The 23,999-nt window shown below is 72.3% G+C and carries 25 protein-coding genes and 2 pseudogenes; 19 read left to right on the forward strand and 8 right to left on the reverse strand.

Annotated elements, in window-relative coordinates; all coding sequences use genetic code 11:
* Positions 1-15 precede the first annotated feature (15 nt).
* Positions 16-297, reverse strand: coding sequence for an HPr family phosphocarrier protein (locus IG90_RS0103445; protein WP_007449776.1), 282 nt, complete (start codon positions 295-297; stop codon positions 16-18).
* Positions 298-471: 174 nt separating this feature from the next.
* Between IG90_RS0103445 and IG90_RS0103450 the strand changes: the two genes are divergently transcribed.
* The 5 genes from IG90_RS0103450 to IG90_RS0103470 all read left to right on the forward strand — a co-directional run bounded on the left by IG90_RS0103450 (position 472) and on the right by IG90_RS0103470 (position 6,784).
* On the forward strand, positions 472-3,402 hold the full coding sequence (locus IG90_RS0103450; protein ID WP_030577249.1) for a bifunctional acetate--CoA ligase family protein/GNAT family N-acetyltransferase: 2,931 nt from the start codon (positions 472-474) through the stop codon (positions 3,400-3,402).
* A gap of 51 nt (positions 3,403-3,453) precedes the next feature.
* Positions 3,454-4,050 (forward strand): DUF5998 family protein, encoded by a 597-nt coding sequence (locus IG90_RS0103455; protein WP_030577251.1) that lies wholly within the window; start codon positions 3,454-3,456, stop codon positions 4,048-4,050.
* Positions 4,050-5,237 carry an alkaline phosphatase family protein gene (locus tag IG90_RS0103460; RefSeq protein WP_030577253.1) on the forward strand — a complete coding sequence of 396 codons (1,188 nt, stop codon included), beginning with the start codon at positions 4,050-4,052 and terminating at the stop codon, positions 5,235-5,237. Before IG90_RS0103455 ends, IG90_RS0103460 begins: the two co-directional genes overlap by 1 nt.
* Positions 5,238-5,284: 47 nt before the next feature.
* Positions 5,285-5,935, forward strand: a complete 651-nt coding sequence (locus tag IG90_RS0103465) for a thymidine kinase (protein ID WP_030577256.1) — start codon at positions 5,285-5,287, stop codon at positions 5,933-5,935.
* Positions 5,936-6,211: 276 nt separating this feature from the next.
* Positions 6,212-6,784, forward strand: a complete 573-nt coding sequence (locus tag IG90_RS0103470; protein ID WP_033893627.1) for an O-methyltransferase — start codon at positions 6,212-6,214, stop codon at positions 6,782-6,784.
* 45 nt (positions 6,785-6,829) lie between these two features.
* On the opposite strand, the pseudogene IG90_RS47015 reads toward IG90_RS0103470, so the two are convergent.
* Positions 6,830-6,895 (reverse strand): annotated as a pseudogene (locus IG90_RS47015) (integrase); the annotation flags it as partial.
* A 13-nt stretch (positions 6,896-6,908) separates the two neighbouring features.
* Here IG90_RS47015 and IG90_RS44200 point away from each other — a divergent pair.
* From IG90_RS44200 to IG90_RS45495, 3 genes and pseudogenes are all read left to right on the forward strand, one after another.
* Complete coding sequence (locus tag IG90_RS44200) at positions 6,909-7,061, forward strand: hypothetical protein (protein ID WP_157846337.1); 153 nt, start codon at positions 6,909-6,911, stop codon at positions 7,059-7,061.
* 2 nt (positions 7,062-7,063) lie between these two features.
* A complete protein-coding gene (locus IG90_RS44665) occupies positions 7,064-7,504 on the forward strand; it encodes a hypothetical protein (protein WP_030577263.1) in 441 nt (146 codons plus the stop codon).
* Positions 7,503-7,604, forward strand: a pseudogene (locus IG90_RS45495) (thymidine kinase); the annotation flags it as partial. The gene IG90_RS44665 and the pseudogene IG90_RS45495, both read left to right, overlap by 2 nt.
* A 180-nt stretch (positions 7,605-7,784) precedes the next feature.
* Here the strand turns inward: IG90_RS45495 and IG90_RS0103485 are convergent.
* Entirely contained in the window at positions 7,785-8,579 is a 795-nt protein-coding gene (locus tag IG90_RS0103485) for a VOC family protein (RefSeq protein ID WP_030577266.1), read from the reverse strand.
* A gap of 233 nt (positions 8,580-8,812) precedes the next feature.
* Between IG90_RS0103485 and IG90_RS0103490 the strand changes: the two genes are divergently transcribed.
* Entirely contained in the window at positions 8,813-9,643 is an 831-nt protein-coding gene (locus IG90_RS0103490) for a sulfurtransferase (protein ID WP_030577269.1), read from the forward strand.
* 87 nt (positions 9,644-9,730) lie between these two features.
* Here IG90_RS0103490 and sepH read toward each other — a convergent pair whose 3' ends face one another.
* Entirely contained in the window at positions 9,731-10,786 is a 1,056-nt protein-coding gene (gene sepH / locus IG90_RS0103495; protein ID WP_030577271.1) for a septation protein SepH, read from the reverse strand.
* Between the two features lie 576 nt (positions 10,787-11,362).
* Between sepH and IG90_RS0103500 the strand changes: the two genes are divergently transcribed.
* Positions 11,363-12,418, forward strand: a complete 1,056-nt coding sequence (locus tag IG90_RS0103500) for a hypothetical protein (RefSeq protein WP_030577275.1) — start codon at positions 11,363-11,365, stop codon at positions 12,416-12,418.
* Positions 12,419-12,514: 96 nt separating this feature from the next.
* Here the strand turns inward: IG90_RS0103500 and IG90_RS0103505 are convergent, their stop codons facing one another.
* A complete protein-coding gene (locus tag IG90_RS0103505) occupies positions 12,515-13,837 on the reverse strand; it encodes a D-arabinono-1,4-lactone oxidase (protein WP_030577278.1) in 1,323 nt (440 codons plus the stop codon).
* On the reverse strand, positions 13,794-15,041 hold the full coding sequence (locus IG90_RS0103510; protein WP_030577282.1) for an MFS transporter: 1,248 nt from the start codon (positions 15,039-15,041) through the stop codon (positions 13,794-13,796). Before IG90_RS0103510 ends, IG90_RS0103505 begins: the two co-directional genes overlap by 44 nt.
* Before the next feature lie 217 nt (positions 15,042-15,258).
* Between IG90_RS0103510 and IG90_RS0103515 the strand changes: the two genes are divergently transcribed.
* The gene (locus IG90_RS0103515) at positions 15,259-16,386 is read left to right on the forward strand and encodes a ferrochelatase (protein ID WP_030577286.1); all 1,128 of its coding nucleotides are present in this window, start codon (positions 15,259-15,261) and stop codon (positions 16,384-16,386) included.
* A gap of 36 nt (positions 16,387-16,422) precedes the next feature.
* On the forward strand, positions 16,423-17,223 hold the full coding sequence (locus tag IG90_RS0103520; protein ID WP_030577289.1) for an inositol monophosphatase family protein: 801 nt from the start codon (positions 16,423-16,425) through the stop codon (positions 17,221-17,223).
* A gap of 105 nt (positions 17,224-17,328) precedes the next feature.
* Here the strand turns inward: IG90_RS0103520 and IG90_RS44670 are convergent, their stop codons facing one another.
* Positions 17,329-17,502: a hypothetical protein gene (locus IG90_RS44670; protein WP_164493914.1), complete on the reverse strand. Its 174-nt coding sequence runs from the start codon at positions 17,500-17,502 to the stop codon at positions 17,329-17,331.
* 385 nt (positions 17,503-17,887) lie between these two features.
* Here IG90_RS44670 and IG90_RS0103530 point away from each other — a divergent pair, with 385 nt between their 5' ends.
* The 4 genes from IG90_RS0103530 (at position 17,888) to IG90_RS0103545 (ending at position 21,468) form a co-directional block, all read left to right on the forward strand.
* Positions 17,888-18,541, forward strand: a complete 654-nt coding sequence (locus IG90_RS0103530) for a response regulator transcription factor (protein WP_030577291.1) — start codon at positions 17,888-17,890, stop codon at positions 18,539-18,541.
* Positions 18,542-18,546: 5 nt separating this feature from the next.
* Positions 18,547-19,791, forward strand: coding sequence for a sensor histidine kinase (locus tag IG90_RS0103535; RefSeq protein ID WP_030577294.1), 1,245 nt, complete (start codon positions 18,547-18,549; stop codon positions 19,789-19,791).
* Positions 19,792-20,195: 404 nt separating this feature from the next.
* Positions 20,196-20,492, forward strand: coding sequence for a DUF4193 domain-containing protein (locus IG90_RS0103540; protein WP_030577297.1), 297 nt, complete (start codon positions 20,196-20,198; stop codon positions 20,490-20,492).
* Between the two features lie 13 nt (positions 20,493-20,505).
* On the forward strand, positions 20,506-21,468 hold the full coding sequence (locus tag IG90_RS0103545; RefSeq protein WP_030577299.1) for a hypothetical protein: 963 nt from the start codon (positions 20,506-20,508) through the stop codon (positions 21,466-21,468).
* Positions 21,469-21,498: 30 nt separating this feature from the next.
* On the opposite strand, the gene IG90_RS0103550 is transcribed toward IG90_RS0103545, so the two are convergent.
* The gene (locus IG90_RS0103550) at positions 21,499-21,957 is read right to left on the reverse strand and encodes a DUF3093 domain-containing protein (protein WP_030577302.1); all 459 of its coding nucleotides are present in this window, start codon (positions 21,955-21,957) and stop codon (positions 21,499-21,501) included.
* A gap of 58 nt (positions 21,958-22,015) precedes the next feature.
* Here IG90_RS0103550 and IG90_RS0103555 point away from each other — a divergent pair, with 58 nt between their 5' ends.
* Genes IG90_RS0103555 through IG90_RS0103565 form a run of 3 tightly spaced genes read left to right on the forward strand, consistent with a single transcriptional unit; the run spans position 22,016 to position 23,902 of the window.
* Complete coding sequence (locus IG90_RS0103555) at positions 22,016-22,600, forward strand: PaaI family thioesterase (RefSeq protein ID WP_030577306.1); 585 nt, start codon at positions 22,016-22,018, stop codon at positions 22,598-22,600.
* Positions 22,597-23,127, forward strand: a complete 531-nt coding sequence (gene dut, locus IG90_RS0103560; RefSeq protein WP_030577310.1) for a dUTP diphosphatase — start codon at positions 22,597-22,599, stop codon at positions 23,125-23,127. Before IG90_RS0103555 ends, dut begins: the two co-directional genes overlap by 4 nt.
* 1 nt (position 23,128) lies before the next feature.
* Positions 23,129-23,902, forward strand: a complete 774-nt coding sequence (locus IG90_RS0103565) for a DUF3710 domain-containing protein (RefSeq protein ID WP_030577313.1) — start codon at positions 23,129-23,131, stop codon at positions 23,900-23,902.
* Positions 23,903-23,999: the final 97 nt, after the last annotated feature.

The following is a 23,999-nucleotide window of genomic DNA, read 5'->3' on the forward strand; positions in this document are numbered from 1 at the left end:
CCGGATCCGCTCGGGTCAGACGGTCTCGGGAAGCTCTTCCAGGCCCTCGGCGACCAGCTTCGCCAGCCGGTCCAGAGCGGCTTCGGCGTCGTCCGCGTCGGACGCGAGCACGATCTCCTCGCCGCCCTGCGCGCCCAGCCCGAGCACGGCGAGCATGGAGGCGGCGTTCACCGGGTTGCCGTCGGCTTTGGCGATCGTCACGGGGACGCCGGAAGCCGTGGCGGCCCGGACGAAGATGGAAGCGGGGCGGGCGTGCAGGCCCTCGGCCCAACCGACGTTTACGCGGCGCTCAGCCATGGTTCTGCCCTTCACATATCAACGGTTGTCTAGACCAGTCTCTCATGCAGTGCGTGGTGCTGTGCCCGGCCTCCCGTCCGGCCCCGTGCTCCGGATGCCCCGGTCCGGGCCTCCTCGGACCGCCCCCGGCGCCGATCCCCTCCGCGACCGGTGTCGCCGCCGTAGGCTTTGCCCATGGAGCCCACGCCGGAGCAGAGTCCGCATCACGCGTACCCCGACCACTGGGAAGCGGACGTGGTGCTCCGCGACGGTGGCACCGCGCGCATCAGACCGATCACCACGGACGACGCCGAGCGACTGGTCAGCTTCTACGAGCAGGTGTCCGACGAGTCGAAGTACTACCGGTTCTTCGCCCCGTATCCGCGGCTATCCGACCGGGACGTGCACCGCTTCACCCATCACGACTACGTCGACCGGGTGGGACTGGCGGTCACGATCGGCGGCGAGTTCATCGGAACCGTCCGCTACGACCGCATCAACGACCAGGGCCGCCCCGCCTCCGCGCCCGCCGACGAGGCCGAGGTCGCCTTCCTCGTCCAGGACGCCCACCAGGGCCGCGGCGTCGCGTCGGCGCTCCTCGAACACATCGCCGCGGTCGCCCGCGAGCGCGGCATCCGGCGCTTCGCGGCCGAGGTGCTCCCCGCCAACAACAAAATGATCAAGGTGTTCCGGGACGGCGGCTACACCCAGCGCCGCAGCTTCGAGGACGGCTCCGTCCACCTCACCCTCGACCTCGAACCCACCGAGAAGTCCCTCGCCGTCCAGCGCGGCCGTGAACAGCGCGCCGAGGCCCGCTCGGTGCAGCGGCTGCTGGCCCCCGGCTCCGTCGCGGTCATCGGCACCGGCCGCACTCCCGGCGGGGTGGGCCGCACGGTCCTGCGCAACCTCCTCGCCTCCGGCTACACCGGCCGTACGTACGCGGTGAACCGCGCCTTCGACGGGGACCTCACCACCCTCGACGGGGTCCCCGCCCACCGCACACTCGGCGAGATCGACGAACAGGTCGACCTCGCGGTCATCGCCGTCCCCGCCCACCGGGTCCCCGAGGCCGTCGCCGACTGCGGCGAGCACGGAGTCCAGGGTCTGGTCGTCCTCTCCGCCGGATACGCCGAGCGGGGCGCCGAGGGCCGCGAACTCCAGCGCGAGCTGGTCCGCCAGGCCCGCTCGTACGGCATGCGGATCATCGGCCCGAACGCCTTCGGCATCATCAACACCGCCGAGTCCGTCCGGCTGAACGCCTCGCTCGCCCCGGAGTCGCCCGCCCGCGGCCGGATCGGCCTGTTCACCCAGTCCGGCGCGATCGGCATCGCCCTGCTCTCCGGCCTCCACCGGCGCGGCGCGGGGCTGTCCTCCTTCATCTCGGCGGGCAACCGGGCCGATGTCTCCGGCAACGACTTCCTCCAGTACTCCTTCGAGGACCCGGACACCGACGTCGCCCTCCTCTACCTCGAATCGCTCGGCAACCCCCGCAAGTTCACCCGCCTCGCCCGCCGCACCGCCGCCGTGAAGCCCGTCGTCGTGGTGAAGGGCGCCCGGCACAGCGGCTCCACCCCGCCCGGCCACGCGGTCCCGGTCAGCCGCATCCCCGATGCCACGGTCTCCGCGCTGATGCGCCAGGCCGGCGTCATCCGGGTCGACACCGTGACCGAGATGGTCGACGCCGGGCTCCTGCTGGCGGGCCAGCCGCTCCCGGCCGGCCCGCGGGTCGCCATCCTCGGCAACTCGGAGTCCCTCGGTCTCCTGACGTACGATGCCTGCCTCGCCGAGGGGCTGCGCCCGCGCCCGCCGATCGACCTCACCACGGCCGCCTCCCCGCAGGACTTCCGGGACGCGCTGGCCGAGGCGCTGGCGGACGGTACCTGCGACGCGGTGATCGTCACCGCCATCCCGTGGGTGGGGGAGAACGGGGAGGCCGAGACCGGCGACGGCGAGGTGCTCGCCGCCGCCCTGCACAAGGCCGTGGCCGGGGGCTCGGCCAAGCCGGTGGCCGTCGTCCACGTCGAGATCGGCGGCCTCGCCGAGGCGCTGGCCGCCGCGAGCAGCACCGCCGCGCCCCGCCCCCGCACGGTGACGCCCGCCGCCCAGGCGCGGGCCGCCACCACAGCCACGACGGGCCCGGCCACGGGCACCGACCCGGCCACGGGCAAGGGCCCGCGGGTCGCCACCGACCCGGCCACGGGCAAGGGCCCGCAGGTCGCCACCGACCCGGGGGCGGAAACCACCGGCCCCGGCCGCATTCCCGCCTACCCCGCAGCCGAACGCGCCGTACGGGCCCTCGCCGAGGCCGTGAAGTACGCCCAGTGGCGGCGCCAGGCGGCCGTGCCCGGCAAGATCCCCGAGTTCCTCGACGACACCATCGACGAGCCCGGGGCCGCCGCCCTGATCGAGGCACAGCTCACCACCGCCCCCGACCCGCGCGGGCGCCCGCTCACCCACGACGAGGCCCGCGAGCTGCTCGGCCGCTACGGCGTCGCCGTCCGCCCCACCCTGCCCGCCCCGGACCCGGAGGCGGCCGTCGCCGCGGCGGACCGGCTCGGCTACCCCGTCGCCCTCAAGACCACCGCGCCCCACCTGCGCCACCGCGCCGACCTCGGCGGGGTCCGCCTCGACCTCGCCGACGAGGAGGCGCTGCGCCGGGCGTACGGAGACCTCACCGACCTCCTCGGCAAGCCCGCCGAACTGCTCCCCGTCGTCCAGGCGATGGCCCCGCGGGGCGTCGACACCGTCGTGCGGGCCTCCATCGACGCGGCCGCCGGGGCCGTCCTCTCCTTCGGCCTCGCCGGCGCGCCCTCCGAACTGCTCGGTGACACCGCGCACCGGCTGGTCCCCGCCACCGACCGCGACGCCGCCGAGCTGATCCGGTCCATCAGGGCGGCCCCGGTGCTGTTCGGCTGGCGGGGTGCGGCCCCGGTCGACACCGCCGCGCTCGAAGAGCTGCTGCTGAGGCTGTCCCGGCTGGTCGACGACCACCCCGAGGTGGTCTCCGTCGCCCTCGAACCGGTCGTCGTCGCCCCGCACGGACTGACCGTGCTCGGTGCGAGCGTCCGGCTCGCCCCGCCACCCGCCCGGAGCGACCTCGGCCCCCGCCGCCTTCCGAACTACTGAGGCCCACCGGGGCGTCCCCGGCAGTCACCGGTCCGCCGTAGGATGGTGCTCATGGCAAAGACCGGTACGACGACCCAGGGGCTGCGCGCGGCGATCGAGCGCAGCGGCTACTACCCGGCCCTCGTGGCCGAGGCGGTGGAGGCCGCCGTCGGCGGGGAACCGGTCGCTTCGTACCTGGTGCATCAGGAGACCACGTTCGACTCCAACGAGGTGCGCCGCCATGTGACGGTCCTCGTCCTGACCGAGCACCGGTTCATCGTCAGCCACACAGACGAGCAGGCCGCCGACACCAGCTCCCCGACGCCGTACGCCACCACCTCCACCGAGTCGGTGAAGCTGGAGCGGATCTCCTCCGTCGTGGTCAGCCGGGTGGTGGCCAACCCGGAGAAGTACGTCCCGGGCACCCTGCCCCGCGAGGTCGTCCTGACCATCGGCTGGGGCGCGGTCTCCCGGATTGACCTGGAGCCCGCCGCCTGCGGCGACGCCAACTGCGAGGCCGACCACGGTTACACCGGCAGCTCCACCGCCGACGATCTGAGCCTGCGGGTCAGCGAGGCCGGTGACGGCCCCGACGCCGTGCGCCAGACCCTCGCCTTCGCGCAGTCGCTCTCCGAGGCCACGGCCGCCACCGCGGCGACCGGCCGCTGATGGCCCAGCCCGCCTGGCAGGATCCCGTCCCGCTGCCCCTCGACACCGCGCCCGTGCCCGAGTACGGCAGCGGCTCGCTCGCCGACCTGCTGCCGACCCTCGTCGCCGGACAGCAGGTGCCGGGGTTCACCGCCGCGATCCCCGAGCTGACCCCGGCCGACCGCAACTGCGTCTTCCTGATCGACGGCCTCGGCTGGGAGCAGATCAAGGCCCACCCGGACGAGGCCCCGTTCCTGCACTCCCTCCTGCCAACCTCACGCGGCGGCACCGGCCGCCCGCTCACCGCGGGGTTCCCCGCCACCACCGCGACCTCGCTCGCCTCGGTCGGCACGGGGCTGCCGCCCGGCGAGCACGGCCTGCCCGGATACACCGCGCGCAACCCGGAGACCGGCGAGCTGATGAACCAGCTCCGCTGGAGGCCCTGGACGCCGCCGAAGGTCTGGCAGCCCTACCCCACGGTCTTCCAGCTCGCCGACGCCGCGGGTGTGCACACCGCGCAGGTCTCCGCACCGACGTTCGAGCAGACCCCCCTCACCAAGGTCGCGCTCAGCGGCGGCTCCTTCCTCGGCCGGCTCTCCGGCGAGGACCGGATGGACGTCGCCGCCCAGCGCCTGGCCGCCGGCGACCGCTCGCTCGTCTACACGTACTACAGCGAGGTCGACGGCAAGGGCCACCGCTTCGGCACCGACTCCGACGCCTGGCGCGGCCAGCTGATGTACGTCGACGGGCTCGCCCGACGCCTCGCCGAGCAGCTCCCGCCGCGCTCGGCGCTCTACATCACCGCCGACCACGGCATGATCGACATCCCGTTCGACGAGCAGTCCCGGATCGACTTCGACGAGGACTGGGAGCTGCGCGCCGGCGTCGCCCTCCTCGGCGGCGAAGGCCGCGCCCGCCACGTCTACGCGGTGCCGGGCGCACAGGCCGACGTCCTGGCCGTCTGGCGCGAGGTGCTCGGCGAGCAGTTCTGGATCGCGAGCCGGGACGAGGCCATCGCGGCCGGCTGGTTCGGGCCGACGGTCGACGAGCGGGTGTACGGACGGATCGGCGACGTGGTCGCCGCCGCCCACGACGACGTGATCATTACGGCCTCCGTCAACGAGCCCCACGAGTCGGCGATGGTCGGCGTGCACGGCTCCCTGACTCCCGTGGAACAGCTCGTCCCGCTCCTCGAAGTACGCTCGTAACCCCTCCCGCCGTGCCCACCCCCCCTCAGAAAGGCGCTCGACCCCTCATGCCCGAGCTGGTGTTCTTCTCCGGAACCATGGACTGCGGAAAGAGCACGCTGGCCCTGCAGATCGGTCACAACCGCTCGGCACGCGGGCTCCAGGGCGTGATCTTCACCCGGGACGACCGCGCGGGGGAGGGCAAGCTCTCCTCCCGGCTCGGCCTGGTGACGGACGCCGTCGAGGCCGAGGAGGGCATGGACCTGTACGCGCACATCGTGGGCCGGGTCAGCCGGGGCGGCCGGGTCGACTACGTGATCGTGGACGAGGCGCAGTTCCTCGCCCCCGAGCAGATCGACCAACTGGCCCGTGTCGTCGATGACCTGGGGCTCGACGTCTTCGCCTTCGGCATCACCACGGACTTCCGCACCAAGCTGTTCCCCGGCTCCCAGCGGCTGATCGAGCTGGCCGACCGGATAGAGGCCCTCCAGGTCGAGGCGCTCTGCTGGTGCGGCGCCCGCGCCACGCACAACGCCCGTACGGTGGACGGCGAGATGGTCGTCGAGGGCGCCCAGGTCGTCGTCGGCGACGTCAACCGGCAGGCGGGCGAGGTCGGTTACGAGGTGCTCTGCCGCCGGCACCACCGCCGCCGCACGACCGCGACCGCGGCCCACGCGGGCGCCCTCTCCCCGGACGTCCTCCCGGTCAACCACGCCTGACCGCCGGGGCGTAGCGGCCCGGACAGTCCGCTGTCCGATGGCAGGTCTTCCCCGCCGCAGAGGCCGGCCAACGGCATTGCGGGAACCGTTCGAAACCTGGTGCGTCTCTTGGCGGCCGGCACTGGAAGTCCTTCGGGGGTTGACGTGCGGGTTCGGGCCGTCCTGGTCGGCGATCAAGTGCTGTGACCGGGAAGGTTCGCCGGTGCCGGACAGGCGGAACTCCGTACGGACGCCACTGCTGGCGGATAGCGTCATGCTCACGGTGAAGGGGGATTCGTGATCATGGCAGAACGTGCGGTTCCGCCCCGCGTGGTAGCCGCGGAGCGTGTCGCTGTCGAGGCGGGATTCAAGAAGAGTTGCATCCCGGAAATAGGCAGGCTGCTCGGCCTGGCCGCTGCGGCGAAGCCTCACGGGGTCATTGCGGAGAGCGGCACCGGCTCGGGCGTGGGCACCGCCTGGCTGCACAGTGGCCTGGGTGCCGGTGCCCGCCTGGTCACAGTGGAGCGTGATGAGGAGCTGGCCCGTCGAGCGGCCTGCATCTTCGGGGACGACGACCGTGTCAGCGTCCTCACCGGGGACTGGAGGCTGCTTGAGCAGCATGCCCCTTTCGACGTCTTCTTCTGCGACGGCGGAGGCAAGCGTGACGACCCCGAGGGGGTCGTCGAGCTGCTTGCTCCAGGTGGCCTTCTCATCCTGGACGACTTCACCCCATCGCCCCATTGGCCGCCTCGTTTCGGCGGCGAAGTGGATGAGCTCCGCCTGTTCTACCTCACTCATCCAGCCCTGGACGCCACCGAAGTACTTGCGACGACAGCCAGTTCAGCGGTTGTTGCGGCACGCCGCCTCTAGCCGGGAAGGCTGCAAGGGTTCTTGATCACGCCGCGAGGGCTGGTTGCCGCCCCAGCGGATGCCCTTCGCGCTGCGGACGCGAGCGCGTTCTCGGCGTTGTGCGGCGAGTACGTAGCTGGCCGGGGTGGACCCTGACGTCGACGGCCTGTGGGCCACGTGGAAGGTCACCGACGACATCAGTCTCAAGCATGTCGAGGGCTACAAGGAGATGGAACGCTACGCCAAGATCGACAAAGAAGGCGGCGACCATCACCTGCTCTACGAGAACGGAGGCTGAGGGTGGCAGACGAACAGAGCGGGAGCGCGCCGGCGCCGCTGCTGGCGAAGGCCGGGCTGGAGGTCGTGGCGCAGGGCGTCGCCGAAGGGCTGCCCTCGTACGCGCGGGCCTTCAAGGCCCTCGTCAATGTCGAGGTGGCCCCGCGGGCCACCGTGGCGCGCTCGGCGCCGGAGGCGCTGGTGGAGGCCGACCGGCTGTGGCTGGAGCAGGCGCGGACCGCTGCCGTCATCGATGACGAGGGCTGCTTCCTGGTCCGGGGGGCCGATCGCGACTGGGTCCGGGTGCGGCGCACCTCGCACACCGCGCTCTCCGCCGCCCTCGTACCCGGGGCCGGCTCCATGGTCATCGCGATGTCCCCGGACGGCCGACGGCTGTGCGCCCTCACCGAGGAGGACGACGACTACTGGATCGTCGTGCACCGTTTCGAGGACCGTCCCGTGTGAACCGGGGTGCCGCCGGCACCACCGCCGCCGCACGACCGCGGGATCCGCCCGCGCGGGCAGCCTCTCCCCGGACGTGCTGCCGGTCGCCTCCGACGCCTGAGGCTCCCTGTACGCCTCAGAGCCTGTCGGGTGACCTCCGACCGGGCGGCCACGCCCTGGCACGCACGCTTCCGGCGTTGCCGAGATGCCCTGGTAGCTCCGCTACGAGGACCTCTCGGCGCCTCGGAATCGCACGCAACAGACCGCTTCCGCTTTCCGGTCGAAGGCCAACCGGCAGGCTCTAAGGGCTGTCAGTGGAGCCGCTCCCGGCGGACCTGATGACCGTGAACACGGCCCCCTCCGGATCCGCGACCGTCGCCAGCCGGCCGCTCGACCCCTCGCGCGGCGGCTGCAGGACGCGGCCGCCCAGCTCCACCACCCGGGCCGTGGCCCGGTCGGTGTCGGCGACCTCGAAGTACGTCATCCAGTGCGGCCCCCGGTCGCGTGGCAGCGCGTGGCCGACCCCGTGCAGGGCCGCCACCGGGACGTCGTCCAGAAGGAGGGTCTGGTAGTCGAAGTCGGCCGAGACGACCGCCTCCGTCTCGTAGCCGAAGACCGTCTGGTAGAACTTCGCGACCATCGAGGTCTCCCGGGTCACCAGCTCGTTCCAGACGGGGGTGCCGGGCACGCCCGCCGTCATCGTGCCGATGTGCTCCGAGCCCTGCCAGATGCCGAAGACCGCCCCGCTCGGGTCCGAGGCGATGGCGAGCCGCCCGGCCTCGCCCGCGTCCAGCGGGCCGACCGCGACCGTCCCGCCGCAGGAGCGGATGGTCTCCGCCGTGGCGTCGGCGTCGTCCGTGGCGAGGTAGGTGGTCCAGGCGATCGGGAGCGGCCGGTCGGGCGGCAGCTGGCCGATGCCCGCGACCTCCTTGCCGTGCAGCAGTCCGCGGACGTAGGGGCCCAGCTGTTGGGGGCCCGGCCGGAACTCCCAGTCGAACAGGGCTCCGTAGAACTCCTGGGTCGTGGTCAGGCCGTGCACGATCAGACTCACCCAGCAAGGTGTTCCGGGCGTACACCGGGCGGGAGCCTCGGTCATCGTCTTGTCTCCTCGGACCGTTGTGGTGGCCGTGCGGGGGAACGGGACAGGGACGCCGTCCCGGGTCGGGAAGCGGTCCGCGTGCCCCGTGCAGATGCTTGCACCCCCCGGCGCGGGAAGCGCACCGGCCGCGCCGCGTCGTCCGGGTTCTCGACGAGGGACGACCGGATCCCGTCGGCCGTCCCTTCCGATGCCGTTACGGGTGCCAGGGCCTCTGCGCGAGGATGGCACCCATGAAGCCCATCATCACCGCATCCGAATGCGCGAGCGAGTCGGCCGGACCGCGCCCGCCGGTGCTCCTGGACGTCCGCTGGCAGCTCGGCGGCCCCGACGGTCGCCCCGACTACGAGGCCGGGCATCTGCCCGGCGCGGTCTTCGTCGACCTCGATACGGAGTTGGCCGGTCCGGCGGGCGACGGCGGCCGCCACCCCCTCCCGGATCCGGAGGCCTTCGGGGCGGCGATGCGCCGGGCCGGGGTCGGCCAGGACACCCCCGTCGTGGTGTACGACGGCGGTCAGGGCTGGGCCGCGGCGCGGGCCTGGTGGCTGCTGCGCTGGACGGGACACAGGGACGTTCGGGTCCTGGACGGCGGCCTCGCCTCCTGGACGGGCGACCTCTCCACCGAGATCCCACACCCCCCCGAGGGCGATTTCCGGCCGAAACCCGGGGCCCTGCCCACGCTGGACGCGGAAAGTGCGGCGGCCTTCGCCCGGTCGGGTCTGCTGCTGGACGCGCGCGCGGCGGAGCGCTACCGGGGCGACGTGGAGCCGATCGACCGCGTCGGCGGTCACATCCCCGGGGCCGTCTCCGCGCCGACCGCGCAGAACGTCGACGAGTATGGGCGCTACCTCCCCGCCGAGCGGCTCGCCGCCCGGTTCGCCGGACTGGGGGCGGAGGGAAGCGCCGAAGGCGTGGGCGTCTACTGCGGGTCCGGGGTCTCCGGCGCGCACGAGGTGCTGGCCCTGGAGATCGCCGGCTTCCGCGGCGTCCTGTACCCCGGCTCCTGGTCCGAGTGGTCCTCGGACCCCTCCCGGCCGGTCGCCACGGGGCCCGAGCCCCAGTAGTCCCGCCGCGCGGCGGGCGAACGGTAAGGGAGCGGGGTCCGTACGCGACCGCGTACGGACCCCGCTCCCACCGGTCGTCATTCCCGGTCAGTCCTGCTTCTTGCGCCGGGTGCCGAAGACGATCTCGTCCCAGCTCGGCACGGCGGCCCGGCGGCCCGGCCGGACTCCGTCCGCCTCGGCCTGACGGTCCGTCGTCCCGGTCAGCCGGTCGCGGTGGCCGGCCACCGCCCGGGGCATCAGCACATCGGCGTACGCGGATCCCGCACCCGCCGAAGCGGCGGCGGGCGGCTCGTCCGCCCCCGCCTCCTCCGCCGGTTCGAGCGCGGGCGGCTCGGGCTGCGTGGGCCGCTCGGGGACGACCATGTCACCGCGGAAGCTCGGCACCGCCTCCAGCAGGCTGGTCAGCGAGTCGCGCTCACCGGCCGAGGCACTGCTCACGTACTCCTCGGGCTCGGCGGCGGCAGGGGCAGGCCGCTCGATCTGCCGGTCGAGGGCCCGGTCCAGCGGCCGGTCGCGCGGCAGCCGGGCGATCCGGGGCACGAACGGGAAGCTGGGCTCGGGCGCGGCGACATCGTCGGTCTCGCCGATCAGCGAGCGCGCCTCGTCGTCCATGGCCTGGACCAGCCGCCTGGGCGGGTCGTACGTCCAGCTCGCCGAGTGCGGTTCGCCCGCGACCCGGTAGACGAGCAGGACTTCCCAGGTGCCGTCGTCGCGGCGCCACGAGTCCCACTGGACGGTTTCCTTGTCGGCGCCGCGCAGCAGGAGACGCTCCTGCACCGCCTCGCCGAGCTGGGGGCCGGTGTTCTCGCCGGGACGGCGCACAGGTGTCTTCCGGGCCCGCTCGGCCATGAAGGCGCGTTCCGCGAGCACGGGGCCCTCGAAGCGGCGTACACGGTCGACGGGGATGCCCGCGAACTGGGCGACCTCCTCCGCGGAGGCACCGGCCCGTATCCGGGCCTGGATGTCGCGGGGCCGGAGGTGGCTCTCCACCTCGATCTCGATCTGGCCGAGCCGGGCGCGGTCGTTGCGCACGGCGGCGCGCAGCCGCTCATCGATCGGAAGCGTGTACTCCGTGCTGTCCGCAGCCTTGAGCACCAGTCGTGTGCCGTCGTTGGAGACGGCCACGACACGCAGTTCGGGCATGGGAACCTCCCGGGTGGTGCCTGCCGACGTCACGTGCGTCGCTGCTTCCGCTAGTCGAGTGTGACCTGCCCGGGTGCAGCCTGCCACAACCTTGCCAAGTTGCCCGGCGTGTCGGGCGCTCGTCCTGGTGCACCACCATGACACGGTTACCCATTGCGAACCAAAGTGACCGATTTGGCCGCTCTGTGCAGCAAGCACCCGTGTGATGCTTTGGCGCCACCGGTTCGAGTGCCGCCGTCGGCCCCCTCCCGTGGCTGCGGATTCCCACGTCGGAGTCCGCCCCAGGGCTCGTCACAGTACTCCATTCGGGCCACCGGGGTGGACCGGCGCGCCGCCGAAGTTCTCGTGGGGCGCGGGAGTTGAGATACCCAGTTCTCCATGAAATGCCCCTGATGCGTGTCGTGCTTCACACAATCGACGGAAGCGGAACTATCCACTTCGCTCAAATGTCCCTTCTTGTTGCATGGTGGGAGAGATGTCAAGCAGGGGCTGGTAATGGTTCAGAAGCCGGAAAGTGACACAGAACCCAAGGGAAGGCGCATAGATCTGAGTCTCCCGCAGGTCGCCGGGAGTGCCGTGGCGGCCGTCGCGGCAGCGGTGCTGGCATCGCAGTTGGGCGTGTACGGCACGATCGCCGGCGCGGGCGTGATGAGCGTCGTCGCCACCTGTGGCGGCTCGGTCTTCCAGCACCTCTTCCGCCGCACCGGCGAGCAGATCCGCGAGGTGACGGTCCAGGTGACCCACCCGGAGGGCCGCCAGGTGACGGTGCACACCAAGGAGACGACGCCGGCGGGGCACAGAGCAGCCGCTCAGCGGGCGGAGCCGGAGCCGGGGCCGGAGCCGACGGACGACGCCACCACGGTGCTGCCCACGGTCGACCCGGGGGCGGTGCCGGAAGTGATCCCGGACGCGGAGAGCGCGCGGCTGCTGACGCCCGTCGACACCGACCGGACGCAGCTCCTGGACCTCGGCGACGCGCGGACCCGGATGCTCCGCGTCCCGCCGGCCGGAAGTCCCCAGGCCGGAGCCGGTGACCGTACGCAGATGCTCCCGCGGGCCGGAGCGGGCCCGGCCGGTGCCGACGACGCGTTCAGCGACGGTGTCACCCACGGCACCCGGATGCGCGGCTGGAAGCGGCCCGCGCTCGCGGCCGCCGCGGTCTTCGCCGTCTCCATGGCCGGGATCACCGCCTTCGAGATGATCTCGGGCAACGACCTGAGCGGCGGTCAGGGCACCACGCTCAGCTCCGTCGTACGCGGCGGCGGTGACCGGGACTCCGGACCCGCCGACCCCGCACCCTCCGGGGACACCGGTCAGGACGGGGGAGAGGACGGGGGAGAGGACGACCAGCAGCCGACCCCCGGCAGCGGCACCGGTTCGGACCCCGCCACGGACGGCGGCGACGGCAGCGGCGAGAGCCCGGGCGCCGGTACGGGCACGGGCGGTGAGAACCCGACCACCGGGCCCACCCCCACCCCGGCGCCCTCCGGCGACGGCGGCGAGACCACGCCCGACCCGACGCCGCCCAGCCCCTCGACCCCCGGCGACGCCGGAACCGGCACGCCCTCGACCGGCACGGGCATCGCCCCCGGGCAGGGGGAGCAGGCCCCGCCCGGCGCCGATACCGAGTGACCGACGTACTGGCGGATCGCGGGACACGCGTCGGCCCCGGCCCCCTCGCAACCGAGCGGGGGCCGGGGCCGACGGCGTATCGGACGCCGACGGAACTCAGTCGCCGAGCACGCGCCGCAGGTAGTCGTTGCCGAACAGGCGGTCCGGGTCCAGCCGGTCGCGCAGTGCGGTGAACTCGCCGAAGCGCGGGTAGACCTCCGCCAGGTAGGCCGCGTCCCGGGTGTGGATCTTGCCCCAGTGCGGCCGGCCGGCGTGCGCGGTCATGATCCGCTCGACCGCCGTGAAGTACGAGCGGTGGGGCGTGCCCCTGTAGAGGTGGACGGCGATGTACGCGCTGTCCCGGCCCGAGGCGGTCGACAGGGCCATGTCGTCGGCCGGTGCGGTGCGCACCTCGACCGGGAAGCTGATCTTCAGCGGTGACCGCTCGACCATGGCCTTCAGCTCCCGCAGCGCCGTTACGGCCTGCTCGCGCGGAACGGCGTACTCCATCTCCACGAACCGCACCCGGCGCGGGCTGGTGAACACCTTGTAGGGGATGTCGGTGTACGTACGCGCCGACAGGGCCCGGCTGGAGAGCTTGGCGATCGAGGGGATCGTCGCCGGGACCGCGCGGCCGAGCGAACAGGCGACCTGGAAGACCCCGTTGGACAGCAGTTCGTCGTCGACCCAGCTGCTCACCTTTCCGGGCGGGGCGGCCGGACCCGCGCTGCGGTTGTTGCGCTTGGTGTTGCAGTTCCCGGTGTGCGGGAACCAGTAGAACTCGAAGTGCTCGTTCTCTGCGACCAGGGCATCGAAGTCCGCGGTGACCCGGTCGAAGGTCATCGGCTCCTCACGGGCCGTCAGCAGGAAGATCGGCTCCACGGCGAGGGTGACGGCGGTGATCACCCCGAGGGCGCCGATCCCGACCCTGGCCGCGGCGAAGACATCCGGGTTCTCCCCGGCCGAGCAGCGCAGCACCGTGCCGTCGGCGGTGACCAGCTCCAGCGCGCGGATCTGCGCCGCTATCGACGCCGAGTCGCGGCCCGTGCCGTGCGTGCCCGTGGAGGTCGCCCCGGCGATCGTCTGCTCCATGATGTCGCCCATGTTGGTGAGCGACAGACCCTCGCGGGCGAGTGCGGTGTTGAGCCGCTTGAGCGGAGTGCCCGCCTCCACCGTCACGGTCATCGCCGTGCGGTCGATGTCCCGGATCCCGGTGAGCAGGTCCGGGCGTATCAGCACCCCGTCCGTGGCGGCCGCGGCCGTGAAGGAGTGGCCCGCGCCGACCGGCTTCACCTTCAGACCCTCCGCGCCCGCCCGGCGCAGTACGTCCGCGAGTTCGTCCACGGACGCGGGGGACTCGCTGCGGACAGGCCGGGCGGTGACGGTACCCGCCCAGTTACGCCACGCGCTCGTCGTCGTCCGTGCGTAGGTGTCGGTCATCTTCCCCGCGCCCTCCCGTCGCAGCCGGCCCGGCCAGCCGGCGATATCCCAGGAACGCCACCGCCGCCGCGAGCACTCCCGCCACGGCGGGCACCGCGTACCCCGCCTTCGCCCCGGCGGCGTCGACCACCCAGCCGGCGGCCGAGGAGCCGAGCGCCACTCCGACCGCGAGCCCGGTACTGGTCCAGGTCATACCCTCGGTCAGCTTGGTGCGCGGTACGTGCGCTTCGACGAGGGCCATCGTGGTGACCATCGTCGGTGCGACGGCGAGGCCCGCGACAAAGAGCGCCACGGCCAGCAACGGAAGGTTCCCGGCCAGTTGGAGGGGGATCATACTCACGGCCATCGCGCAGACACCCACCAGCCACCTGGTCGAGGGGTTCCCCTTGAGGTGCAGCAGCCCGAACACGGCCCCCGCGAGACACGAGCCGAGCGCGTAGACGGCCAGCACCAGGGAGGCCGCGGCCTTGTGGCCGCGCTCCTCGGCGAAGGCCACGGTCACCACGTCCACGCCCCCGAAGATCGCGCCCGTCGCCACGAAGGTGGCCACCAGCACCTGGAGTCCCCGCGAGCGCAGCGCCGAGCCCCCGGTGTGCCGCGACTCGGGGTGAGGCACCGGCTCGGTCGCACGCTGCGCGGTCAGCCAGAACACGCCGACCAGCAGGAAGGCGGCGGCGATCAGCGGCCCCGCCTCCGGGAACCAGGCGGTGGACAGACCGATGGAGATGACCGGGCCGAAGATGAAGCACACCTCGTCGACGATCGACTCCCACGCGTAGGCGGTGTGCAGATCCCGGCTGGAACCCCGGTAGATCGCCGCCCAGCGGGACCGGACCATCGACCCCACGCTCGGCACACAGCCCGCGCCCACCGCGAAGACGAACAGCGTCCACTCCGGCGCCCCCTGCTGGGCGCAGATCAGCAGACCCGCCACCGCCGCCACGGCGACCAGCGTGACCGGGCGCAGCACCCGGCGCTGCCCGTGGCGGTCGACCAGCCGGGAGACCTGAGGGCCACAGACCGCCGCCGACATCGCCAGCGTCGCGGAGAGCGCCCCGGCCAGCCCGTAGCGGCCGGTGAGCTGGGAGATCATCGTCACGACACCGATGCCCATCATGGACAACGGCATCCGGCCGAAGAAGCCTGCGGCGGAGAACCCCTTGGTACCGGGGGCGGAGAAAATGGCGCGGTAGGGGCTGGGCAAGGGGTACTCCGGTCGTGCCTGTCAGGCGTATAGCTGGCCGATACAGCTTACGGCCGGGCGGATGTGCCGGACACCGGATTCCGGGGCGGCCCGGGGGAGCGGCACAGGTGCGCGGAACCCCGGAGATCTCGGCCTTCCCGGTCCTTCCCGGTCCTTCCCGACGGGGCATCGGATGTCGGTTGCCGCCCTGCCGGAGGCGGGTGGCAGGATCGATGTCATGTCTGATCTGCGCGATCCCGCTCCCTACGACGCCCTGCTGCTGCTCTCCTTCGGCGGCCCGGAGGGCCCGGACGACGTGGTCCCGTTCCTGGCGAACGTGACCCGCGGCCGCGGCATCCCCGAGGAACGCCTCAAGGAGGTCGGCAAGCACTACTTCCTCTTCGGCGGGGTCAGCCCGATCAACGCACAGAACCGCGCCCTGCTCGGCGCGCTGCGCAAGGATTTCGCCGACCACGGCCTGGATCTCCCGGTCTACTGGGGCAACCGCAACTGGGCGCCGTATCTGACTGACGTCCTGCGCGAGATGACCGCCGACGGACACCGCCGGATCGCCGTCCTCGCCACCAGCGCCTACGCCTCCTACTCCGGCTGCCGTCAGTACCGCGAGAACCTCGCCGAGTCGCTTGCCACGCTGGCGGCCGAGGGACTGCCCGTGCCCCGGGTCGACAAGCTGCGGCACTACTTCAACCACCCCGGTTTCGTGACGCCCATGGCGGACGGCGTCCTCGCCTCGCTCGCCGGCCTCCCCGAGGACGTGCGGGCGGGCGCGCACATCGCGTTCACCACCCACTCCATCCCGACCTCCGCCGCCGACGCATCCGGCCCGGCCGAGGCGCACGGCGAGGGCGGCGCGTATGTCGCCGAGCACCTCGACGTGGCCCGGCTGATCATCGAGGCGGTGCGCGAGGAGACCGGCGTCGAGCACCCCTGGCGGCTCGTCTACCAGTCCCGCAGCGGCGCCCCGCACATCCCCTGGCTGGAACCAGACATCTGCGACCACCTGGAGACCCTCCACGACGAGGGCGTCCCGGCGGTCGTGATGGCACCCATCGGCTTCGTGTCGGACCACATGGAGGTCCTGTACGACCTCGACACCGAGGCCACCGCGAAGGCCGCCGAGATCGGTCTGCCGGTCCGCCGGTCCGCCACGGTCGGAGACGACCCGCGCTTCGCCGCCGCCGTACGGGACCTGCTCCTGGAGCGCGCCGCGCGTGAGCGGGGGCTGCCGGTGCGGCCCTGTGCCCTGGGCTCCCTCGGCCCCTCCCACGACCTCTGTCCGGTCGGCTGCTGTCCCGCCAGGGCCCCGAAGCCGGCCGCCGCGGGCGCCGACAGCCCGTACGTGTAGAGCCTGAAGTCCCCGTCGAGTCCCCTGGGAGCACCCGTGACCGACCCCGCCCTGTCCGAACTGCTCGACCTTGCTCTGGAGGCCGCCCGCCGCGCCGGAGCCCTGCTGCGCGACGGCCGCCCGGCCGACCTGGGGGTGGCGGCGACCAAGTCCAGCCCCATCGACGTGGTCACCGAGATGGACATCGCCGCCGAGAAGCTGATCACCGGCTACCTCTCCGACTTCCGCCCCGACGACGGCTTCCTCGGCGAGGAGGGGGCCAGCTCCCCGGGCAGCACCGGAATCCGCTGGGTCATCGACCCGCTCGACGGCACGGTGAACTACCTCTACGGTCTGCCCACCTGGGCGGTCTCCATCGCCGCCGAGCGCGACGGCGAGCGGGTCGTCGGCGTCGTCGAGGCCCCGATGCGCCGGGAGACCTACCGGGCGGTCCTCGGCGGCGGTGCGTTCGCGAACGGCGAAGCCCTGCGCTGCCGGCCCGCACCGCCGCTCGACCAGGCCCTCGTCTCGACCGGCTTCAACTACGTCGCCCACGTCCGTGCCCACCAGGCGGACATCGCCCAGCAGCTGATCCCGAGGCTCCGGGACATCCGGCGCAGCGGCTCGGCGGCCGTCGACCTCTGCGATGTGGCGGCCGGCCGGCTGGACGGCTACTACGAGCGCGGGCTGCACCCCTGGGACCTGGCCGCGGGCGACCTCATCGCCCGGGAGGCGGGCGCGCTGACCGGCGGCCGCCCGGGGCGGCCCGCCGACGGCGACCTGACGGTGGCCGCCACCCCCGGCGTCTTCGAGCCGCTGCAGGCCGCCCTCGACGAACTGGGCGCCTGGCACGACTGACGGGACGCCCGGCCCGCGAAGGCCCTGACGAGGGGCCTGAGGGCGCCGCACACGCCACGGGGCCCCGGACACCATGACGGTGTCCGGGGCCCCGTGGCGTACGGCTCAGACGCTGGTGGCGCCGATTTCCACGCCGTGCTCGGCGGCGAGACGGCGGAGATCGTCCAGCTCGCCCTGCTCGACGTCCGCGAGGAAGTCGTCGCCGTCCTCGCGCGCCCGCGTGAGGTCGGACTCGGTCGTCTTGATGCGTTGCAGCAGACCTGCGGTGAAAGCGTCCATGATGCGCCCCCTCATCGTGGGTCGGTGGCACGGGGGTGTGCCCGGGATCCCCCCGGCCGGGGAGCCGGAGGAGCGGGTGATCGCGCCGCCGCTCCGGGGAAAAAAGGAGCGGGCCGTGGCGTGCCATGTGACAGGCGTGATCGCGGGTGTGAAGCCCTCTTCCCCACGTCGCGGCTCGGAGAAACCTCAACTGGCCCGGAAAGCCGCCGCCTTCCCGGCGGGGAAGCCGTCGGGAGGTTCGGCCCGCCGCCGTCTTACCGCCGGTTTATACGCGTTGCGGGCAGGATGGAAGCGCACAGTCGGCATTGCTGCCCGTGTCCGAGCGGCCCCTGCGTGGGCCGCTCGATCTGTGAACCCATCGAAGGACCGAAGGAAGGACTGCGCCGTGCGTGTACTCGTCGTCGAGGACGAGCAGCTGCTCGCCGATGCGGTGGCCACCGGACTGCGCCGGGAGGCCATGGCCGTCGACGTCGTCTACGACGGTGCCGCGGCCCTGGAGCGCATCGGGGTCAACGACTACGACGTCGTCGTGCTGGACCGGGACCTCCCGGTGGTGCACGGGGACGACGTCTGCCGCAGGATCGTCGAGCTCGGCATGCCCACCCGGGTGCTCATGCTCACCGCGTCCGGCGACGTCAGCGACCGGGTCGAGGGCCTGGAGCTGGGCGCCGACGACTATCTGCCCAAGCCCTTCGCCTTCAGCGAGCTGACCGCCCGGGTGCGCGCGCTGGGCCGCCGTACGACGGTGGCGCTGCCGCCCGTCCTGGAGCGCGCCGGCATCAAGCTCGACCCGAACCGCCGCGAGGTCTTCCGCGACGAGGCGGAGATCCAGCTCGCCCCGAAGGAGTTCGCGGTGCTGGAGGTCCTCATGCGCAGCGAGGGCGCGGTCGTCTCGGCGGAACAGCTTCTGGAGAAGGCCTGGGACGAGAACACCGACCCCTTCACCAACGTGGTGCGGGTCACGGTCATGACGCTCCGCCGCAAGCTCGGCGAACCACCCGTGATCGTCACCGTGCCGGGCTCCGGATACCGGATCTGAGGACCATGGCCACCACCCCGGAGCCCCCCGTGGCGCCTCCGAAGCCCACCTGGGAGCCCAAGCAGCAGGAGCCCCCGTACCCCTGGCTGCGCCCGACCATCCGGATACGGCTCACGCTGCTGTACGGCGGGATGTTCCTGATCGCGGGCATCGTGCTGCTGTCGATCATCTACATGCTGGCCGCGCAGGCGCTGCACGTGGGCACGGATCTGCCGTTCAAGCTGCTGCCCGACAGCAAGATCCAGCTCACCAACAACGTCTGCCCCGCCCTCACGCCGGGCCTCTCGGCGGACGAGGCGAACGCCGCGCTCAAGGCGTGCAACGAGTCCCAGCGCAAGCAGGCGCTGGACACCCTGCTCAACCGTTCGCTGCTGGCTCTGGTCGGCCTGAGTGTGATCGCCTTCGCCTTCGGCTACGCCATGGCCGGACGTGTCCTGTCCCCGCTCGGCCGGATCACCCGTACCGCCCGCCGGGTGGCCGGTACGGACCTCACGCGGCGGATCGAGCTGGACGGCCCGGACGACGAGCTGAAGGAGCTGGCGGACACCTTCGACGACATGCTGGACCGGCTGGAGCGGGCTTTCACCGCGCAGCAGCGGTTCGTCGGCAACGCCTCGCACGAACTGCGCACCCCGCTGGCGATCAACCGCACGCTGCTGGAGGTCCATCTCTCCGACCCGGAGGCCCCGCCGGAGCTCCATCAGCTCGGCAAGACCCTCCTGGCCACGAACGAGCGCAGCGAGCAGCTGGTGGAGGGCCTGCTGCTGCTGGCCCGCAGCGACAACCAGATCGTCGAGCGCAAACCGGTCGACCTCGCCGAGGTCGCCGAGCGCGCCATCGACCAGACCCGGGCGGAGGCGCTGGCCAGGAAGGTCGGGATCCGGGGCGAGCGGGGATCGGCCGTGGTCCAGGGCAACGGGGTCCTGCTGGAGCGGATCGCGCTGAACCTCGTGCAGAACGCCGTGCGCTACAACGTGCCCGAGGACGGCTGGGTGGAGGTCACCACCGAGGTACGGGACGGGCAGGCGCTGCTCGTCGTCTCGAACAGTGGCCCGGTGGTTCCGGCGTACGAGATCGACAACCTCTTCGAGCCCTTCAGGCGGCTGCGTACGGAGCGCACGGGCAGTGACAAGGGGGTCGGGCTCGGCCTGTCGATCGCCCGGTCCGTCGCGCGGGCCCACGGAGGCCGTATCATCGCGGAGCCCCGCGAGGGCGGCGGTCTCGTGATGCGCGTCACCCTGCCGGTCTGAGAGGCTGCACGATGCGACTCTGCACAGAATCTTCATGTTCGCTTTGGGCGGAATTTTCAGGACCCGTTCCCAGGCGGGTCGTGTGTGATCAATCACAGAGTCGATTTTCCGACCATCTACTCTCCGTGATCGCGACTCTGTCGGAAAGCCGGTAATCGTCCGGGTTTTCGGGCATCGTTATCACGGGAAGTACACGGGGTAGCGCCTGCGAACCGAACAGTCGGGACCGTGTACGGTCCCCATCGCCACCCAAGCCGAGCCTCGCCGAGGCGCCCGGTTGGGTGTCGATTGAGTAACAGACCTTGATGTGAGGCAAAATCTCCGCCTCAGGTCGGGCACAAGTCCGGCCTCTCACGCGTTACGTGCGCTGAGACACCCGTAGACACCCAAGAGGGGGAGACGACATGGCAACGGATTACGACACCCCACGCAAGACCGACGACGACGTGGACCAGGACAGCCTCGAAGAGCTCAAGGCGCGTCGGAGCGACAAGGCGGCATCCGCCGTCGACGTCGACGAATTCGACGCGGCCGAAGGACTCGAGCTGCCCGGCGCGGACCTCTCCAACGAGGAGCTGGCCGTCCGGGTGCTGCCCAAGCAGGCCGATGAGTTCACCTGCATGAGCTGCTTCCTGGTGCACCACCGCAGCCAGCTGGCCCGCGAGAAGAACGGTCAGCCCATCTGCCGCGACTGCGACTGAGGTCGAGTCGGCCGTGGCAGGCGAGACACCGTTCCGGAAGCGGCGCCCCTGGCGGCGGCACGGCCCGGAGGCGAACCAGGACGGTACCGGCGGCACAGGCCCGGCAGAAGGCGGTAACGCGTCTGCCGAGCGGTCCGCCGCCCTACCGGAGCACTCCGGCGGTTCCGACGACGAGCGGGGCCGTTCGGCCTCGCTCGAAGTGGCCGGGGCGGCAGCACTGCCGGACCGGGCCGGAGAGCAGGACCGGCAGGACCGGGCGGAACCCACGACCGGGGGCCGCCTGCACGCAGTGAAACGGGGCGTACGCAAGGGCGGGGAGAGCGCAAAGGCACTGGCCGCACAGCTGGCCGACCGCATCATCGACACGGCCCCGCGCGTGCCGGTGCGCGACCTCGCCACCCTGCGGAGGCAGTTCCCCGGGCTGGGGCCCGAGGAACTGGCCGACAAGCTGATCACGGGAGCCTGCCGGGGCACCGCGACCGTCGGCGCAGGCATCGGGGCCGCCGCCATGATGCCCGTACCGCCCGCCATGATCGCCGAGCTGGCGGCGGAGGTGACCGGCGTCGCCGCGATCGAGATGAAGCTCGTCGCCGAGCTCCACGAGGTCTACGGCCGCCGCCCCCCTGGCAATCTCGGCCAGCGCAGCACCGCGTATCTGACGTCGTGGACGGAGGAGCGCGGCATCGACGTCACCCGGCCCACCACGCTCAACGCCGCCCTGGGCGGCCAGCTGAAGCGTGAGCTCCGCCAGCAGATCATGAAGCGCATGGCGCGCAATCTGCCCAACCTGATCCCGTTCATGATCGGCGCCACCGTCGGCGCCATGATGAACCGCCGCGACACCCGCAAATTCGCCGAACGGGTCAGGAACGACCTGCGCGAGCATCAGATCCCCTGGGACCGGCTGGCCGAGCTGCCTCCGCTGGAGCAGCCCCTGGACCCGGCCCAGCTGCCCAAGGAGATCGAGGGCCCCTGAGCCCCCCCCCGACGGGCCCTCGCGGTCGGATCAGGCCGTCGGCGCCCCGGTCAGCGCCGCCGCCAGGCCCCGCGGGTCCCGGGTGGAGAGATAGACGTACGGAGTCGGGTCGTCCGGGTCCGTGACCTCCACCCGCACCGCCGTCTCCACATAGCCGCGCAGCAGCATGAACGCACGGGCGTCCGCCTTGTGCGTGCGCCACGCCCTCGCCTCCTCCGCGTCCAGCGCCTCCGGCTCGCCGAGCGCCGACAGCGGGATCCGGGCGTCGCCGGCGACGAGTGCCCCCGCCACCACCCGGATCCGGGCGGAGCCGTAACTGCTCACCAGGACCGAGGCCGCGGCCGTGCCGCCGACCAGCCCGGCGAGCAGCGGCAGGGTCCCCAGCGGCAGCAGCATCAGAGCACAGGCGATACCGATCCCGAAGGCGATGAACCACCAGGAGCGGGGCGCGGTGAGACGTTCGTCGAAGGGCGGTGCGGAAGGCTGCATGGAACCAAGCTTGGCACGGCGCGACCGGCGGACTGCCGCGCGGGTAAGGTCTGCGCCTGTGAGTGGAACATCAGCAGCTCTGACACCCCCGGCCGACGCCGTCGCGCCGGTCCGGCACCCCGACGCGCCCGCCCCCGGCGAGCTCCTCGGAGCGCACTACGAACACTGTTTCGGCTGCGGCGGGGGACAGCCGCACGGACTGCACCTGATGGCGCGGGCCGGTGAAGGCGTGAGTGTCACCGCCGAGTTCACCGTGCAGCCCGCCCACCAGGGCGCCCCCGGCCTCGCCCACGGCGGTGTGCTCGCCACGGCGCTGGACGAGACCCTCGGCTCGCTGAACTGGCTGCTGCGCACGATCGCGGTGACCGGACGGCTGGAGACCGACTTCGTCCGCCCCGTCCCCGTGGACACCGTGCTGCACCTCGACGCCCGGATCACCGCCGTGCACGGCCGGAAGATCTACTCCACCGCCACCGGCCGGATCGGCGGCCCCGAAGGCCCCGTCGCGGTCCGGGCCGACGCCCTCTTCGTCGAGGTCAAGGTCGACCACTTCATCGACAACGGCCGGCCCGCCGAGATCCAGGAGGCCATGTCCGACCCCGACCAGGTCAGGCGTGCCCGCGCCTTCGAGGTGAACCCGTGACCCGCAACCCCGTCGACGTACTGATCCGCCTCCTCGACCCGGACGTGCCGATCCCGGCGTACGGACACCCGGGCGACGCCGGGGCCGACCTGGTGACCACCGAGGCCGCCGAACTCGCCCCCGGCGAGCGCGCGGTGCTGCCCACCGGTGTGTCGATCGCCCTGCCCGACGGGTATGCCGCGTTCGTGCACCCGCGCTCAGGCCTCGCAGCCCGCTGCGGAGTGGCCCTCGTGAATGCCCCAGGGACCGTGGATGCCGGGTACCGTGGGGAGATCAAGGTGATCGTGGTCAACCTCGATCCACGCGAGAGCGTGCGATTCGAACGGTTCGACCGGATTGCCCAATTGGTTGTCCAGCAGGTCGAGAAGGTGCGCTTCCACGAGGTGGCGGAACTTCCCGGCTCGGCGCGGGCCGAAGGGGGCTTCGGGTCCACCGGCGGCCACGCGTCGGTGGACGGCGCCGAGGGCGGGATCACCCACGGTGGGAACAGCTACGCTTCGGTCGTATCCGACCGGGAAGGACAGTGACGTGTTCGGACGTCGCAAGAAGAGTGGTTCCGCCGAGGACGCGGCGGACGAGGTGCGCGAGGCCGAGCAGGTCGCCGACGAGCCCGAGGGCGGCGACGGTGCCGCCGAGGGCACCCGTCGGATGAACCTTCCGCCGGCCCCCCGGCCGGACGGACCCTGGGACAGCACCGAGGTCTCCCAGCCCGGCGAGGGCCGGGTCGACCTGGGCGGCATCTTCGTCCCCGGGGTCGAGGGCATGGAACTGCGCGTCGAGGTGGCCGGCGACGCGATCGTCGCCGCCACCGTGGTGCTGCGCGACAGCGCGGTCCAGCTGCAGGCCTTCGCCGCCCCCAAGAAAGAGGGCATCTGGGGCGAGGTCCGCGACGAGATCGCCTCGGGCATCACCCAGCAGGGCGGCGTCATCGACGAGGTCGAGGGTCCGCTGGGCTGGGAGCTGCGCGCGCAGGTCCCCGTACAGCTTCCGGACGGCACGGGCGGTGTGCAGCTCGTGCGCTTCGTAGGGGTCGACGGGCCGCGCTGGTTCCTGCGCGGGGTGATCTCCGGCCAGGGCGCCGTCCAGCCGGAGGCCGCCGGGCTGCTGGAGACGATCTTCCGGGACACCGTGGTCGTCCGCGGCGACGGCCCGATGGCCCCCCGCGACCCGATCGTACTCAAGCTCCCCAACGACGCCCAGATGGTGCCCGAGGGCGTGCAGCAGGAGGACCAGGAGAGCTCGAAGTTCTCCGGCGGCATGGGCCAGCTCCAGCGCGGCCCCGAGATCACCGAGGTCCGCTAGGGCGTGTTTCTCAGCACAGGCCGGTGGGCCGCGCCCTTTCCCAAGGGTGCGGCCCACCGGCCATTGCCCGGGTGTGGGCCACACGCACATACTGACG

This window comes from Streptomyces anulatus, assembly GCF_000721175.1.
GTDB lineage: Bacteria > Actinomycetota > Actinomycetes > Streptomycetales > Streptomycetaceae > Streptomyces > Streptomyces anulatus_C.